The sequence below is a fragment of the Paenibacillus glucanolyticus genome (assembly GCF_037333485.1).
GTDB lineage: Bacteria > Bacillota > Bacilli > Paenibacillales > Paenibacillaceae > Paenibacillus_AQ > Paenibacillus_AQ glucanolyticus.
The window spans coordinates 6067245-6083160 of sequence record NZ_CP147845.1 but is presented as its reverse complement, the minus strand read 5'-3'; the positions used below and the strand labels follow the sequence as shown (position 1 = coordinate 6083160).

Here is a 15916-nt window from a genome sequence, read left to right as displayed (position 1 = left end):
CGGCAGCAGCTGCCTGAACCATTTTAGAATATTCCCTGTTTGGGATAGGGAGTTCACAACTTGAGGAGGAGTGATAGGGAGTATCTTGCATTGAACATGTTGTCAGCAGAATACAGCAGGCGAGAAAAGACGAGAAGAATGACGGGGGTAGAATAGCGATTGCACACAGGTTCAGTCAGTGAATTCAATGACAAAGAATAGATTTAGAGGAGGTAAGCACATGACAAAAAAATGGCTATGTATGGTACTTGTGTTCACATTCATCGTTTCGATGCTGGCAGCATGCAGCGGGGGAGACAAAGGGGCCGCTCCGAAAGCGGGCGAAGAAACGGCACCGTCTCCTTCGGTACCGGCAAATCCTGACCAATATGGGGATACCGGCGGGCTTGCGCTTCCGCTCGTGGATAAACCAACCACGATTACGTGGATGGTTGCGAGCGAGAAGACCAATTTGAATGATTCCCTCATTGCCAAAGAAATAGAGAAACGGACGGGAATCAAGGTGAACTTTCAAGCATATTCACCGGCAACCTTCGCTGATAAATTGAGAGTGACGGTGGCCTCCGGCAAGCTCCCGGACGTATTCCACGGGCTTACGCCATCGGAACTCAAGAAGATCGGTCAGCAAAATGCGGTCGTGGCTATCAATGAATACATCGATATGCTGCCAAACTTCAAGAAATTGTATGTCGAGGAGAATCCGTGGGTCATATCGTCCTTCGGCGATCAAGAGGGCAATATTTACACCTGGCCGATTGCCAACATCAACCGCGACGTCAATCACGGTTTTCTGTACCGCAAGGATGTATTTGATGAAATTGGGATAAAAGAATGGAGCACGACGGAAGAATTCTATGAAGCTTTGAAAAAGCTGAAAGAAGCCCATCCGGACTCCTATCCCTACGCTTCGAAAACCAAAGAGTTCATCTTCCGTGATTGGTCTTACGGATGGGGGCTTGGAGGCAAAGATTATCCTACTTATTATGACGAGGCATCCAAGCAGTGGAAGTATGCCTCCATCCAGCCGGAACATAAAGAGATGATTGATTTCATGAAGAAGCTGTACAACGAAGGGTTGATGGACCCTGAATTTCTGACGGATACGGATGAGTCCTGGACAGCCAAGATGACATCCGGCAACAAGTCCTTCGTAACCTTTGACTGGATCGGCCGACTCGACCTGTTCTACAACCAGATTAAGGATCAGAACCCGAATTATAATCTCCGTTACGGCACGCCGGTTGGACCGACAGGCAACGGGGCTACGCTGCCCAAGATCGACAACAGTTTCAGTATTGCTGTAGCCAACAACGATAACAAGGAAGCAGCGCTCAAGCTTCTTGATTATTTAACAAGCCCGTCGGGTGCGACCCTTGTCACGATGGGGGTTGAAGGAGAGACATTCAAGATCGAAGGCGATAAGGCGGTTTATCCGGAGCTTACCGATGTACCGCTCGTGGACATTAAAGTGCTGGAGGACCGTTATGGATTGTGGCTGCAGGGGATGTATGTAAACTCCGACAAACGCAGTGTGTATTACAACTTTACGGAGAAGGAGCAGGAAGCGCAGGATAAGCGCCTGAATGCAGGCAACTTTGAGCCGTACGATCCCATCCTGAACTTTACGGATGAGGAAACATCGAAGATTGCCGAGCTTCATACCGCGCTCAACAAATCGGCGAATGAGTTCAATTCCAAATACATTCTGAACAAGAATTATGGAGATGCCGAGTGGCAGCAATGGCAGGCAGCGGCCGAGAAGCAAGGGGCTTCCCAATTGGTCGAAATTTTCAACAACGCACAGAAGCGATTTGATGAGGCAAATGCATCCAAGTTATGAAGACAGAATAAAGCTGCTCGTAGGCAGCATCCGTTCTTATACCGATGCTGCCCCTTCAGCTTTAAGGAGGTTACCCCATGGCCAGTGCAGGCACCAAAACGAGTAATGCCCGGCCGCGTGCCGGATTTGCCAAGCGAACGACTGCAGCTTTTCAGCGTATCAAACGCGACAGACAGCTTCTGATATTGCTGATTCCCTGCCTGCTCTTTTACCTCATTTTCCGATATGGACCGCTATACGGCATGATCATTGCCTTCAAGGACTACAGCGTGTTCACCGGCATATTGGAGAGTGATTGGGTGGGACTGAAGCATTTCGAGAAATTTTTCGGCAGCGCTGATTTTTGGATGCTGTTCAAGAACACCCTGCTGCTTGGCGTATACAATCTGATCTTCGGATTTCCGTTCCCGATCATTTTGGCAATTCTCCTGAACGAGGTGAGGATCAAATGGTTTAAGAAGTCGGTTCAGACGCTAAGCTACCTTCCCTCTTTCCTGTCCGTGGTCATTATCAGCAGCATGATTATCGATTTTCTCTCGCCCAATCAAGGCATCCTGAATCAGCTTCTGGCCTCCCTCGGGTTTGAGAAGAAATATTTCCTTATCGATCCGAATTGGTTCCGGACCATCTATGTGTCCTCGGATATTTGGGCTAACGTCGGGTACGAAGCGATTATCTATATGGCTGCCATCGCCGGGATCAGTCCTTCCTTGTACGAAGCAGCCAAAGTCGATGGTGCGAAGAGGCGCCATATGATATTCAAGATTACGATACCGGCCATAATGCCTACCATCATTATCATGTTCATTCTGAAGACCGGATCGATGCTCCGCATCGGCTATGAGAAGGTGCTGCTGCTCTACAACCCGATGACCTATGAGGTGGCGGACGTATTCTCCACCTATGTGTATCGCAAAGGACTTCTGGAAGCGAATTACAGTTATGCGACTGCCGTTGGGCTGTTCGAGGCGCTGGTGGCTATGATCCTGCTCCTGTCGTCCAACTATTTAAGCAAGAGATTGGGAGGGAGCGGACTATGGTAAGCAAGCGGTTCAGACTCAGAAACATCTCCCTGTTTCATGTGATCAATACACTGATTCTGCTCAGTTTGGCCGTCGTGACGGTGTATCCGGTCATTTACATTACGGCGGTTTCACTCAGTTCAACCTCGGAGGTTGTGCAAGGCCATGTTACGTTGTTTCCCAGAGGGTTCAATCTGGAGGCGTACGCCCAGGTTCTTACGGATAATCGGGTTCCGCGGGCTTATCTGAACACGTTGATGTACACAGCGCTCGGAACGGCAATCAATCTGTTGCTGACAGCCATAGCAGCCTATCCGCTGGCGCGCAGGGATATGTTCGGACGCAATTTCTTTTTGATGGCCATCATTCTGACCATGTTTCTGAATCCGGGAATTATCCCTAATTATCTCATTGTGTCGGAACTAGGGCTGATTGACAGCGTATGGGCACTTGTACTTCCGAATGCGATTTGGACCTTTGAGCTTCTGATCTTAAAAAGCTTTTATGAAAATATGTCTGAATCACTGCGTGAAGCGGCCGTTGTGGATGGAGCGTCTGAATACCGTATCCTGTTCCAGATCGTGATTCCCCTCTCGAAGCCTGCACTGGCATCCATCGGGCTGTTTTATTTCATGGGGCATTGGAACAGCTTCTTTATCCCCATGATTTATCTGAATGATGCCAACATGTATCCGCTGCAGGTGGTGCTCCGGGACATGCTGATATTCAGTGAAGGCGGCAATAATGCAAGCCTGGTCGATTCCTCGGCATTGGCGCCGCAGGCCATGAAGAACGCTACGATTGTGTTGTCCATGATTCCGGTGCTGCTCATCTATCCGTTTGCCCAGAAGTATTTTGCGAAAGGGGTTATGCTGGGTTCGGAGAAGGGATGACAGGAAGGGACAAGGACCGCGCTTGTTGAATATGAAGGAATGACATCCAAGAGAGGTGATTCCGAATGAATCGATTGATCGCGAGCAGGGGGCTGCTTCAGATTTTTTTCGCTTTGCAGCTCGTCATCGGCATCATGTTCATATTCAATTACATTGTGTACAAAAATTCCATCAACGGAATTTATGACAAGGTGAGCGAGAACAACCGGATGGTGATCAAAAATATAATTCAGTCGTTCGACACCCACTTCTCCTCTGTAAACAATCTGATTTTTAACATTCACTCGCTTCCTTCGGACCGGGTGAAGCTGGATAACGGCTCGATGGACATGGAGAAGGTTATCTCGCTTCGGGACAGCATCGCAAGTTTTGCTTCGAACATGGATATCGTGGAGGATGTGATCGTTTCGTTTGACGATCATGATCTGGCGATTACGAGCCGCGGGACCAGCAATTTGGATGCCTTGTTCGACAGAAGGTACAAGTCCCAGAAGTTCAACTCCATGTTCTGGAAGACCTTCACCCGGTCGGAGCATGAGCTTACGGTCTTTCCCGCTGAGGTTTACGCGGATATGGCCAGCGGATTCGGAAGAAATCTGATGATCGCTGTCGACAGCAACAAGGTCAGGATGTCGAATAAGAACCTCATGGTTCTGATTAATGTGAACAAGCTGCTCAAGGGGATCGATCTGCATTCGATGATGCCAGGCGCCTCGCTTATCGTGATGGATGCGGACAAGAACGTCATTCTGAGCACGGAGGAGAATCTGGATCTGGTGGATATCCTGAACGATGTCTACTTCAATCCTTCCCAGGAGGCTTCCCTGACTCACGGCAACTATGAATACAACTTCTACAAATCGGACTATAACGGCTTCATCTATATAAACAAGCTGCCTTATAAGTTTCAGAATATCGATTCCGTCACAAACGCCAACCGGTGGATCATGTACGGCGCGATTGTGCTGGCCGCAATTCTCTCCTTGCTGCTGAGTATTTACCTGTACCGGCCGGTGAAGAACATTGTGCACCTGCTCGGGGGCAGTTCGCTTAAAGGAAATGATTTTGTGAAAATTCAAAGCGGTATCATCAAGGTGCAGCGGGAGAATGAATCCCTGAAGAAGCAGATGGACCTGGTGGATGAAGATATTCGCCGCAGCGTATTCCTGCAGACGCTGGATGGTCATCACCATTCACGTGAGCAGGAAATGCAGATGCAGAAGCACTACACGCACTTTTTTCAGTGCCGTCATTTTATGATGGCGGCTGTGTATTTGCAGGCGTCGGGTAAGGAGGCAGTCAAGGCGGAATTTGTCTTGGAGGAGCTGACGGCTCAGATTCGCAGCAGCCTGCAGGAGCGTTATGGGCATGCGGTGGTTTATCATGTGGAACAGCTGAAATTCCTCGCGTTAATTGGCTTGGACCAGCCCTCGGAGCGCAGGCAGCTGGTACGGGGGTTCGAAGAATACATCGATATGTTCAACCGGGAGTTTGCCGATTCGTTTAAGGCATGGGGATGTGTCAGCAGGACCTATGAATCCAAGATCAGCAATTGCCGTGAAGCCTATCGGAACATTCAGGACGGTCAGTTGTACCGCAACGTGAATGCGGACACGGATATGGTGGATACCGAGCAGATCCGCTACGTGCCGGATCTTTATTATCCCCTCCAGCAGATTGAGAAATTGAGCAATTGCATGCTCAGCGGCAAGGTGGATGAAGGATTGCAGATTGTGAACGACATATTTCAGCACAATGTGAATCTTCAGATCCATCATCATCAGATGGTTCACGTCACGAAGAGTATGTTCTTTCTTGTCATGAAGCAGGCGGATTCGCCGTCTGCCGACCGCCATGAGCTGTTCCGGCTGGAGAGTGATTTCATCAGGAAGGTCGATCAGGCATTTACCTGTGAAGAACTTCAGAAGGCGCTGATCGAGGTGATGCGCGTGGTGGCAAATACGCGGAACCATGACCCGCGAAGCAAGCTGAATCCCGCATTCATCTCTCAATATATCGAACTTCATTATATGGAGAATTTGTATTTGGATCATATGGCTGAAGTGCTGGATACCAGTTCGAAATACTTTTCGAATTATTTCAAGAAAACATTTGGCGTGAACTACGTGGAGTATTTGAACAAGGTCCGATTATCGCATGCGCGGGAGTATCTTCGGAACACGGACTTAAGCATTGCCGAAATCGGAGAGAAGACGGGGTATTCGAACTCATCCACGTTTACAACAACCTTTAAGAAATATAGCGGCGTCTCGCCGAGCGAATATCGAAAAGCATCAGGAAAATAAAGCGAAGTGGGAGGGTTTGTATGAAAGCTGTGGCTACCATTCTTGGAGAAGTTATCGTGGATCAAATCGACAAGCCGGCCGGATTGCCGGCAGGTCATGTGCTTGTTCGTACCGAATATTCGGCGGTCAGCCCGGGTACGGAAATGATTTTTATTCGAAGATCATCGGATCAAAAAGTCATCATGGGTTACAGCGCTGTCGGGATTATCGAGGCATTGGGCGCTGGCGTGGAGAGGCTTGCCATCGGGCAAAGGGTGGCCTGTTATGGGGCGCCTTACGTGCGTCATGCCCAGTGGCTTGCAGTGCCTTCCAACCTGACGGCTGCTGTCCCGGATGGGGTGGATCCGAAGGAGGCAGCCTTTGCCGGGCTTGGGGCGATTGCCATCCATGCCCTGCGAGTAGCGGATCTGCATTTCGGCGAATCGGCAGTGATTGTTGGTCTTGGCATACTCGGGCAGATTATTGCCCAGATTGCCCACGCGTCAGCCTGCCCTGTTGCGGGGCTAGATCTGAACCCGGAACGGGTGAAGGAGATGAAGCGGTATATTCCCTATGCGTATGACAGTCAGGAGCTGCTTGAGGAGCGGATTCAGCTTATGACCGGCGGACATGGAGTTGACAGCGTGATTCTGTGTGCGAGCGGACCTGGGGAGGAGCTCATGAACGCCTCGATGGGATGGATACGGGATAAGGGCAAAATCGTCATGGTCGGCGATTTATCCATGAGCTATTCCAGGGAAGCGATGTTTGGCAAGGAGGCACAGGTGCTCATATCGCGCGCAGGAGGTCCTGGCCGGTATGAAACGGATTATGAACTCCGCAATACGGATTATCCGATTGGTTTCGTGCGCTGGACGGAAGGGCGCAACATCGCCGAATATATTCGTCTCCTTGCCGAAGGGAGAATAACGGTTAAACCGCTGATCTCGCATGTAATCCCCGTGGATGAAGCGGGCAAGGCTTATGAGCGGTATGGTCCGGGATCTGCAACACTGGGAACGATTTTTAAATATGATGATGATCCAGTGGGTGCAGAAGCATAATGCGGAACCGCCGATATCGGGGTGGAATGGATATAGCTGTCATTGCAAGCCATGCCTTGCAACAATCTGCAAAGAATAGAGAGTGGTAGCGGATAGCTGTCTCTTCAAGCCGTGTTTTCACTGCGGGAGGACAGCTTTTTTGCTTGCCCGGAATAAGGGGAATACACAAACTATCAATTTACAATAATATACAGTTATATTATAATAATAGTAGATATGGATATGAACTCTTTTTATATGAAAGAAGGTACATATCCGTTTTTATTGGTAGCGCATACATATAATCAGTCTCCTCGTTTCCAGCGATAATTGGGAAGGGTGGTGGTCGAATCCGAAACCGGTTTACCAGGTTGCCATGGTAATAGATTTCCTATTCGAAAATCAAAGGAGCGAAATTTGATGAAGCTATTCCGAAAATCAATTATACGTAAATCTGTGGTATTGCTCTGTGCCGTGGTTATGGTTCTGCCAGCCGGATTGTCTATGGCGGCCAACAAGCCGTTTCCTCAGCATACAACCTATACGAGCGGCTCCATTAAGCCTAATCATGTAACACAGACTGTGATGGACAATGCGGTTCAGAGCAAGTGGAACAGCTGGAAGGGCTCGTTCTTGAAACCGGCTGCTTCAGGACAATATTATGTGAAATACAATTCCGCAGGGGAGACGGTGTCCGAGGCTCATGGCTACGGCATGTTATTCACCGTTCTCATGGCAGGGTATGACAATAATGCACAGACGTATTTTGATGGACTTTATCGTTATTATAAAGCGCACCCTAGTGATAACAATCCGTATTTAATGGCATGGAAACAGAACAGCAGCTTCCAGAATATCGAGGGAGCCAATTCGGCAACGGACGGCGACATGGACATTGCTTATGCCCTTCTGCTTGCGGACAAGCAGTGGGGAAGCAGCGGCTCGATCAATTACCTGCAAGCGGCCAAAAATATCATTAACGCGATTATGAGCAACGACGTGAACCAGTCGCAATGGACGCTGCGGCTTGGCGATTGGGCTACGAGCGGTAACTACAACACCGCCACCCGCCCATCGGATTTCATGCTGAATCATATGAAGGCATTCCGGTCGGCCACAGGCGATGCTCGCTGGGATAACGTCATTAACAAGACCTATACCATCATCAATTCGATCTACAACGGTTATAGCTCGAATACCGGCTTGCTGCCGGATTTCGTTGTCATGTCAGGCAGTAATTATCAGCCTGCTGCAGCGGGATTCCTGGAGGGAGCAAACGATGGGAAATATTATTACAATTCATCTCGAACCCCTTGGCGGATAACAACCGATTACCTGATGACAGGCGATTCACGTGCACTGAATCAATTGAACAAAATGAACACCTTCATTAAATCAGCTACGAGCAGCAATCCGGCTAATGTTAAGGCAGGATATAATCTGAACGGCACCGCGCTGGTGACCTATAACAGCGGAGCCTTCTATGCACCGTTCGGCGTGAGCGCCATGACTTCATCCAGTCATCAGAGCTGGTTGAACTCTGTGTGGAGTTACACAACGAACGCATCTGCAGAGGGATATTATGAGGAGAGCATCAAGCTGTTCTCCATGATTGTGATGTCGGGTAACTGGTGGAGCTACTGAGTGATTCCCTGATTTAATTTCATTAAAATATAAAATAAAACCCTGATCCGTAATAGATCAGGGTTTTTTAGGTCTTTCCTCCCATTATTATATTTGTTAATAAAAATAATGAGATTTAGGATTGATATTCCATAACAGGCAATGTTAATATCTTATCAAATATAAAACGTTTTATATTATTATGAATCAAATGAACAAAGATTCAAAAATCACAGCTTCTTGGTTTTTATTTGTGAAAGGGTTTACAAAAAACGAAGTGAAGGGAGAATCGCATGCACCAGAACATGCTGCGTAAGACGGCTGCTGCAAGCTTGGTTGCAGCCTTATTGATTGGGGGGTTAACCTCTATGGGTCAGGGGGCGGTGGTGAGTAGTCCGGATGTGTACGCTGAGGCGGGAGCAAGCAAGAAGGCAGATAAGACGCCTGTATTTCGGGAAGCGTCCGTTCATGATCCGTCCGTCATCAAGACCGGGGATACATATTATGTGTTCGGTTCCCATCTGGCTGCGGCCAAATCGAAGGATCTGCTGAATTGGGATATGGTTGCATCGGGAGTCACGAACGGCAACCCGTTGATCCCGAATGTAACGGAGGAACTGAAGGAGACACTCGCCTGGGCGCAGAGCGATACCTTGTGGGCAGCGGATGTGATTCAACTGGCTGACGGCAAATTCTATATGTATTACAACGCCTGCAAAGGAGATTCCCCGCGATCCGCTATGGGGGTCGCGGTTGCAGACCAGATCGAGGGACCTTATAAGGACACGGGCATTATTCTGAAATCCGGCATGTGGGATGAGATCAGTGAGGATGGAACCGTCTATGATGCCACCAAGCACCCGAACGTGGTAGATCCGGATGTATTCTTCGATAAGAACGGCAAGCTGTGGATGGTATACGGCTCATACTCCGGCGGCATTTTCATTATGGAGATGGATGCCAAGACAGGCAAGCCGCTGCCTGGACAGGGATATGGCAAGAAGCTGCTCGGCGGCAATCACAGCCGGATTGAAGGGCCGTACATGCTCTACAACCCGGAGACGGACTATTATTATCTGTATCTTTCGTACGGCGGCTTGGATGCGGCTGGAGGTTACAATATGCGGGTCGTTCGTTCAAAAAGTCCGGATGGTCCCTTCTACGATGCAGAAGGCAACGATATGAGAGAGGTGAAGGCGGATCCTGCGCTTCCGCTTTTTGATGACCGGTCGATTGAACCGTACGGCGTGAAGCTGATGGGAAACTATTTGTTTCAACGCTTGATTGGTGATCCGGGAACGGGAATCGGAACGGGAGCCGTATCCCCAGGACATAACTCCGTTTATTATGATGAGCGGAGCGGAAGAACATTTCTTATTTTTCACAGCCGATTCCCGCTGCGGGGAGAAGAGCATGAGATTCGGGTGCATGAACTGTACATGAATGAGGAGGGTTGGCCTGTAGCGGCACCATACCGATACGCGGGCGAGGAAGCGAAGCATAACCATAAGATTACGCCGAATGATGCGGCTGGAGAATACAAGCTGATTCATCACGGCAAAGATATCTCAGCTGCGATGAAAGAATCCGTATCCATTGAGCTTCATAAGAACGGCAAAGTCACGGGTGGAGCAGCGGGTACATGGAAGATCAGCGGAAAACGGGATGTGCAGCTTACGCTGGATGGAGTGGGTTATACAGGGGTGCTCGCCGAGCAGTGGGACCCTGATGCGAAGCGGCAGGTGATGACCTTTACGGCTCTTTCAGCGGATGGAGCGGCCGTGTGGGGCGCGCGTCAGCTTGACCGGAGTGATAAGGAGACGGTGAATGCAGTGAAGAAGGATCTGTCCATAGGGGACGTGAGCGGTATTTTTTACGATCTGACCCTGCCTTCCCAGGCTTCGGGTGGAACGGTCATTGGCTGGAGTTCCTCTCATCCGGAAGTTATAACCGCAAGCGGTAAGGTGAAGCGCCCTGCTGCGGGGACAGGGGATGCCAAGGTTACATTGACCGCTCAAATTACAAAGGGCAAATCAAAGGCTTCCAGAGCCTTTGAAGTGAACGTCTTGCAGCAGCCGGCAGGTCCGCTGCTGCTGAACTACCCATTCAGTGAGAATAAGGGCAATGCGGTGTTAGACAGCTCAGCTAATGGATTTCATGGCAAGGTGGTTGGAGGCGTCCAGTGGAACGAGCAGAGCCGGCAAGGCGGCGGGATGGAGTTCAACGGCACGGATGGCTATATTGAGCTGCCAAATCAGGTGACCGATACCGAGGACTTTACTTTTGCGGCCTGGGTATATTGGAAGGGAGGAGCTCCGTGGCAGAGAGTGCTGGATGCAGGGAACGGACTGGCCCGGCATATGTTCTTGACGCCATCCCAGCACTCCGGTGTGCTGCAATTCACGCTGCATGGAAGCGGTGGAGATCAGAGCCTCTTGTCTGCCGTACCATTGCCGACCAATGAATGGACTCATGTTGCAGTCACTTTGCAAGGAGATACAGGCAAGCTGTACGTGAATGGTCAAGTCGTTGCGTCAGGAGACCATATGAAGCTGAATCCGAACGAGCTGCTGGCAACGGAAGTTTATTTGGGCAGAAGCCGGTTTGCGGCCGATCCTTATTTTAACGGCAGTCTGGATGAGGTACGGATCTATAACAAGGCCCTGACCGTAGAGGAGATCAAAAAGCTGGCGGAATAGGGGGCGATGATCCTTATCCAAGGGGTATCTCCTTTTTTACAAGTTGATGGCGTGCAGACAATGTCTGCACGCTTTTTTTGACTTGAATTTACGGGTGATGAAGTGCTGCCAGGCATTAGGAAACAGACTTCCATGGTTGCCAAACAGCGGATGGGGTAGCCGGTATGAGTAGTTAAATAATGGTTGACAGATAGGGGATAATCATATATCTTTAAATCAAGATAAATAACTATATAAAAGTTAGTGGATTGAAAGTGGTAAGTTTTGGCGAATGCCTCATAGTTAACCTTGTAAATGGTTTAATTAACGCAACTAAAGAGCAAGGGCAAGTGTGATGTACATAACTTCAATATAAACGATAAAGGTAGAAAATAATAAGAATGGGAACTGGCGATCAGATGAAACCCATGCATATGAAGACCGAACTTGCACCGGGCTGCAGCGAATAGTTATGAATTCGAACTGTATTTGATGGATGCTGTATTTTTTATAATTAATAGGATGAATTAGGAGTTGTATAGATATGAGTGATCTGACATCGTTGATTAAGAGCCGGAGGTCGGCTAATCTGTTTATTGAAGGAATCGAAATTCCGGACAAGGATTTGAATGAAATATTTAATGAGGTTAAATACGCTCCTTCGGCGTTTAATTTACAGCACACGCATTATGTTGTGGTGAAGGATCCCGATATCAAGCACCAAATTTACGAAGCGGCCCACAAACAGTACAAGATCCACACCGCCTCTGCCGTCATCGTTGTGTTTGGAAACAAGCTCGCCTATGAGGACATCGGAAGAATGAATGAGGGTTTCTTGAACCTCGGAGTGATCGATAAACTGGAGTTTGATATGACGGTTGAATCGGTGACGGATTTCTATGAAGCGGGCGGAGACTCTTTTATGAGGGAAGAGGCCATTCGTAATGCAAGCCTGTCCTCGATGCTGCTGATGATGGTAGCCAAGGACAAGGGCTGGGATACCTGCCCGATGATCGGATTTGATCCTGAAGTTTTGCGGAAGACATTAAATGTTCCGAATTCCTACGTACCTGCGATGTTGATTGCCATCGGCAAGGAGGATACCAGAAAGCCCCGCCCCCGCGGCTATCGCAAGCCGGTATTGGAATTTGTAAGCTATAATCAGTTTTAAGTTATCCAGGGTACGCGTAAGAGCTCTCACTCAAGGTCTCAAGATCTGAGGCGGGAGCTTTTTTGCTTATAACAATAAACATTCCCTTGCGGAATGACGATGATGAATATAAAGAGATAGATGGCAGTACAAATCCTAAATACAGTGGGGTCATTATCTATATATAGGGGGTGAATGAATTGAATATCGGCAAGCTGTATAAGCAGTATGGACTGACTCTTGCTTTGGCTGTACTGACGATCCTGTTAACAGTTGCTTGCAGCAAGGAGGAGCCATCATCTGTGCAGCCAACGTCCGCTGCCTCCATACCGAATGCCGGGAAATCCGTCAGAGAAGAATCGGAGACGTCAGCATCGGCTAAGGAATCGGTGCGTACGGCATTCCGGCAAGAAGAACAAGTCGATCGCCAGGCGGAGCAAGGGTCCGAGCCAAAAGGGGATACCAACAGGAATCCGATTGAGGCGGTTCTCCGAATGTACGAGGCGCTTCAGGCTGACGATTCCGAATCGTATTTCCAGCATGCCGACATTCCGAGTGTCCGGATTTCCCCGGCCAAGCTGAAGGTATTAATCGAAGAGGCCGGCAAACGGGAAGTGCGGCCGGAACGCTTCATGGTTTTCGATAAAGAGATGCTGGATCAGGCAAGCCGCCAGCTGCTTGCGATTACGTACGGCAGTCAGGCCGAGATTGTGCTGGAGGAGCTCAGTCAGGGGGACCACAACCTGTGGTTCGTGACGGCGTTCACGGATGGGCTTAAAGTGGTAGAGCAATCCACGATTTACCCGGGAGCTTACGAGCTTGGCAGAGAGGCGGCGATGGAGGAGCTCATTGCTGTGGAGATTCGTCATACCGCGGAAGACAGGGCATTTCTGGCAGCGAAAGCGAAGATGCCTGTCTTGACCCCGGTGCAGACGGTTTCTTTGCTGTATCAGGCGGCTCAAGCCGAGGATCAGGAGACCTTTTACGCCATATCGGGGGGTGCCGAAGGTTATTTCTCCGGTCATTATGTCCAGGACATGGTGGAGTTTACGGAATGGATGAAGTCTTTTGAGAGCGTACAGCATGTCCGGATCGAACCTGTTTCGAAGGAGAACATTGCCGAAAATTATAGAGTGGAATTCGATAAGCGTTTTGGTTCAGCCTGGCAATTCATTGTGGCTTGGGGTTCGGAGGGTGAAGCAAGTTATCAGGGAACATACTGGATCATGGCTCCCGGCGGGGACGAAAGCCGGTATGTGGTGAGGCAGGCGCTTACAGCCAATTTGGAATCATTTTTCAGATGATGGACTAACTACCTACATAATCGAGTACAGCACAGGAACCCCTGCTCATGAAGAGCAGGGGTTCCATGTCTTAATGTAAGGCACCATCACGGCTGAAGATTTTGGAGTTTATCCATGGTTTCGTTTATTTTATTGATGGTCTGAGCGATGTTGGAGTTCTGGAAATCGGTGACCCCGTTCTGGATTTGATCCATGTAGCCGTTAATGTCCGTCAGCAAAGTGTCGTTTAATGCGACAAGCTGTTCATGGATCGTCTTCGCAAAGGCAGGAGCTTCAATCCCGTTAAACTCCGAGATTCGGGTTTTCATCGCTTCAAGTTCCTTGGTTAGCGTTTCCTGAGCGTCTGCATTTGTTGCAGCCTGTTGTGCGAGCTCCGGAATGGACTCGGCGAACTGGGCAGCCTCATTCATAAAAGTGGTTGCTTCTTGAGTGTAATCCAGCGAATTGTTCACATTGTCCACCAATGAACAGCCGGAGAGGACACCCAGAACAAGTGAAATTAACAATAATCTTTTGATCATCTCTCATCCTCCTGTATAAACAGCAAGTTCTTATAGGTTGTATACGGATGACTCAGACAATGGTTGTATTTTTTTATAAGGATGAGGCTGGGGGTTCCCTAGTAAAAAAGGCGGACAGCTGGATTTCCGAGGAATGGGTTAGCGAGAGAAGGGGGTTAGATTTTGCCCAGCAGATCGCGGATCCATTCCATGAAAACTTGAAGAAGACCGTCGGGCCTTGGATTACCGGATGATTGGACGAGCTTCTCCGGCAGAATGCCTTCACCCAAAGCCGTAACGTCAACGGATGAGAAAAGACCGGTATTTCCGCATAGACGGGGTGTGAGTCTCTTCTCGCTCTTGTCCACGAATACGATATATTCTTTGCCCGGCTCGAAGGATTCCCAGCCATTGGAATACAGCTTGACGGTGGAGGAGGTATGCTCTCCTTTCCACCATTCGGATACCTGAAACTCATAATGGGTTTTGGACATGTCGGCTTCGGGGTTAGATGAGGTCAAGGTGCCCCTAAATACCGCGTCTGATATTTTCAACTCCTCGGTAACCTCTCTAGGCTCGGCACAAGATAGCGCAGAAACGTCGGTGTTATCGATGCCAAGCCATAATCCGACAACGAGGGACAGACTGACCGCAATGAGGATGCCCTTTTTCATTTTGGAGTGCTCCTTTTTTTTGGGAGATGGATACATATGTAGACGTGTCCGATAGGGGCATTGTTGCAGCCTTATGAAAATGATAAGGGAGTGTAACTGTTTCACGCATAAGCCAAATACTCCGCAAGCCGGCCGGCCTGCGGAGCTGGATGGAGTTCATTCCCGAAAATCGGTTGGTGGTCAATAACGATAGTATGACCCAAGAACTGAAATCAGGGTTAAATTTGCCTGGCTTCCAGCTGTTTGGCGATGATGGACAGAAGATAATTCAGCGTGAAGTACAATAGCGATGCAAAGACAAGGGCCGGTATAACGTAGGAATAGCTGGAGCCGCTTAGAATCTGCACGTTACGCATCAGCTCAGGCAGCGAGATGATGACAGCGAGCGAAGTATCCTTAATGAGCGAAATGAACTGGCTGACCATGGGCGGGGACATTCGGCGCAGTGCCAGCGGGAGAATCACATGCCTCAATGTCTGCATATAAGAGAGACCCGAGGCCCGTGCCGCCTCGATCTGGCCTTTATCTACCGATACAAGACCGCTGCGGACAATCTCCGCTATCATGGCCCCTTCGAAAATGCTCAGCCCGACCACAGCCGCCCAAAAGGTTGGAATGCGAATCCCTGTCTGCGGCAGCACCATGCCGATGAAGAAAATGATCAGCAGCAGCGGCAGGTTGCGGATTATATCCACGAAAAAGGCCGTTGTCCGTGATAGGAAGGGGGTTCGCGTATACCTTACAGTCCCGAGTACGGTTCCAATAATGAAGCTGAATATAATCGATAAGCCGGCAACCTGCACCGTGATCCAAAAGCCTTGAAGGAGATATCGCAGATTCGGCCAGGAGTACGCACCGATAAAATCCATCTCATGCCACCTCCTGTTTAATAGGCGAACTTCGT

Annotated in this window: 12 protein-coding genes; 9 read left to right on the top strand and 3 right to left on the bottom strand. The window is 49.2% G+C overall.

The window, feature by feature from the left end; translation table 11 throughout:
- Positions 1–220: 220 nt before the first annotated feature.
- The 9 genes from WDY75_RS28135 to WDY75_RS28095 all read left to right on the top strand — a co-directional run bounded on the left by WDY75_RS28135 (position 221) and on the right by WDY75_RS28095 (position 13838).
- A complete protein-coding gene (locus tag WDY75_RS28135; protein ID WP_063478447.1) occupies positions 221–1840 on the top strand; it encodes an extracellular solute-binding protein in 1620 nt (539 codons plus the stop codon).
- A gap of 77 nt (positions 1841–1917) precedes the next feature.
- Positions 1918–2883 carry an ABC transporter permease gene (locus tag WDY75_RS28130; protein WP_063478448.1) on the top strand — a complete coding sequence of 322 codons (966 nt, stop codon included), beginning with the start codon at positions 1918–1920 and terminating at the stop codon, positions 2881–2883.
- Complete coding sequence (locus WDY75_RS28125) at positions 2877–3755, top strand: carbohydrate ABC transporter permease (protein ID WP_006207879.1); 879 nt, start codon at positions 2877–2879, stop codon at positions 3753–3755. Before WDY75_RS28130 ends, WDY75_RS28125 begins: the two co-directional genes overlap by 7 nt.
- A gap of 65 nt (positions 3756–3820) precedes the next feature.
- Positions 3821–6061, top strand: a complete 2241-nt coding sequence (locus tag WDY75_RS28120; RefSeq protein WP_063478449.1) for an AraC family transcriptional regulator — start codon at positions 3821–3823, stop codon at positions 6059–6061.
- 20 nt (positions 6062–6081) lie between these two features.
- Complete coding sequence (locus WDY75_RS28115; RefSeq protein ID WP_063478450.1) at positions 6082–7104, top strand: zinc-binding alcohol dehydrogenase; 1023 nt, start codon at positions 6082–6084, stop codon at positions 7102–7104.
- A 399-nt stretch (positions 7105–7503) separates the two neighbouring features.
- Complete coding sequence (locus WDY75_RS28110; protein ID WP_063478451.1) at positions 7504–8727, top strand: glycosyl hydrolase family 8; 1224 nt, start codon at positions 7504–7506, stop codon at positions 8725–8727.
- A 272-nt stretch (positions 8728–8999) separates the two neighbouring features.
- A complete protein-coding gene (locus WDY75_RS28105) occupies positions 9000–11405 on the top strand; it encodes a LamG-like jellyroll fold domain-containing protein (RefSeq protein WP_063478452.1) in 2406 nt (801 codons plus the stop codon).
- A gap of 523 nt (positions 11406–11928) precedes the next feature.
- Positions 11929–12555: a nitroreductase family protein gene (locus WDY75_RS28100; protein WP_006207884.1), complete on the top strand. Its 627-nt coding sequence runs from the start codon at positions 11929–11931 to the stop codon at positions 12553–12555.
- Between the two features lie 179 nt (positions 12556–12734).
- Positions 12735–13838 (top strand): hypothetical protein, encoded by a 1104-nt coding sequence (locus tag WDY75_RS28095; RefSeq protein ID WP_006207885.1) that lies wholly within the window; start codon positions 12735–12737, stop codon positions 13836–13838.
- Between the two features lie 86 nt (positions 13839–13924).
- On the opposite strand, the gene WDY75_RS28090 is transcribed toward WDY75_RS28095, so the two are convergent.
- From WDY75_RS28090 to WDY75_RS28080, 3 genes are all read right to left on the bottom strand, one after another.
- A complete protein-coding gene (locus WDY75_RS28090; RefSeq protein WP_006207886.1) occupies positions 13925–14359 on the bottom strand; it encodes a DUF6376 family protein in 435 nt (144 codons plus the stop codon).
- 155 nt (positions 14360–14514) lie between these two features.
- Positions 14515–15012 carry a hypothetical protein gene (locus WDY75_RS28085; protein ID WP_063478453.1) on the bottom strand — a complete coding sequence of 166 codons (498 nt, stop codon included), beginning with the start codon at positions 15010–15012 and terminating at the stop codon, positions 14515–14517.
- A gap of 218 nt (positions 15013–15230) precedes the next feature.
- A complete protein-coding gene (locus WDY75_RS28080) occupies positions 15231–15881 on the bottom strand; it encodes an amino acid ABC transporter permease (protein ID WP_006207889.1) in 651 nt (216 codons plus the stop codon).
- Positions 15882–15916: the final 35 nt, after the last annotated feature.

Coding starts and splice junctions, on each gene's coding strand:
- WDY75_RS28135 (WP_063478447.1), top strand. CDS start 221: ATGACAAAAAAATGGCTATGTATGGTACTTGTGTTCACATTCATCGTT.
- WDY75_RS28130 (WP_063478448.1), top strand. CDS start 1,918: ATGGCCAGTGCAGGCACCAAAACGAGTAATGCCCGGCCGCGTGCCGGA.
- WDY75_RS28125 (WP_006207879.1), top strand. CDS start 2,877: ATGGTAAGCAAGCGGTTCAGACTCAGAAACATCTCCCTGTTTCATGTG.
- WDY75_RS28120 (WP_063478449.1), top strand. CDS start 3,821: ATGAATCGATTGATCGCGAGCAGGGGGCTGCTTCAGATTTTTTTCGCT.
- WDY75_RS28115 (WP_063478450.1), top strand. CDS start 6,082: ATGAAAGCTGTGGCTACCATTCTTGGAGAAGTTATCGTGGATCAAATC.
- WDY75_RS28110 (WP_063478451.1), top strand. CDS start 7,504: ATGAAGCTATTCCGAAAATCAATTATACGTAAATCTGTGGTATTGCTC.
- WDY75_RS28105 (WP_063478452.1), top strand. CDS start 9,000: ATGCACCAGAACATGCTGCGTAAGACGGCTGCTGCAAGCTTGGTTGCA.
- WDY75_RS28100 (WP_006207884.1), top strand. CDS start 11,929: ATGAGTGATCTGACATCGTTGATTAAGAGCCGGAGGTCGGCTAATCTG.
- WDY75_RS28090 (WP_006207886.1), bottom strand. CDS start 14,359: ATGATCAAAAGATTATTGTTAATTTCACTTGTTCTGGGTGTCCTCTCC.
- WDY75_RS28085 (WP_063478453.1), bottom strand. CDS start 15,012: ATGAAAAAGGGCATCCTCATTGCGGTCAGTCTGTCCCTCGTTGTCGGA.
- WDY75_RS28080 (WP_006207889.1), bottom strand. CDS start 15,881: ATGGATTTTATCGGTGCGTACTCCTGGCCGAATCTGCGATATCTCCTT.